Origin of the sequence: Psychrobacter sp. TB20-MNA-CIBAN-0197, from assembly GCF_040309765.1 — a bacterium.
GTDB lineage: Bacteria > Pseudomonadota > Gammaproteobacteria > Pseudomonadales > Moraxellaceae > Psychrobacter > Psychrobacter submarinus.
In genome coordinates this window covers 1-306 of the sequence record NZ_JBEOPC010000295.1, presented here as the reverse complement: position 1 = coordinate 306, position 306 = coordinate 1, and the positions used below count along the sequence as shown (strand labels likewise).

General features: G+C 43.1%; 1 protein-coding gene. It reads right to left on the bottom strand.

All coding sequences use genetic code 11. The features are described from left to right. Positions 1-306, bottom strand: a 306-nt coding sequence (locus AAEY83_RS13735) for a hypothetical protein (protein ID WP_351059647.1), incomplete at both ends; no start/stop codon positions are given.

The window sequence follows — 306 nt, the reverse complement described above, 5'->3', positions numbered from 1 at the left end:
CACTATATCTACCCCAATCATAATTTTTAACACTAAGCTGACGTGAGTCTTTAGCTGCAGCATCTATGGTAAACATTTGCTCTTCGTTATTGGGATAGTAGATTTTTCCCTGGATGATGACTGTCTCTGGCTTAACAATACTTGGGTCTATATTTATAGTTAACAGATGCTCGTCTGTGTCTTGTTCTGCTAACGCGACTTCGGTTATAAAAGGTGGCTCGTGCACTTCTATTGTATTTTGCACAATGCGGCGCTGCAGCAGAGGTGTTGCCACGTAAAGCTCTGGTGTCCATTCACCCGCAGGAA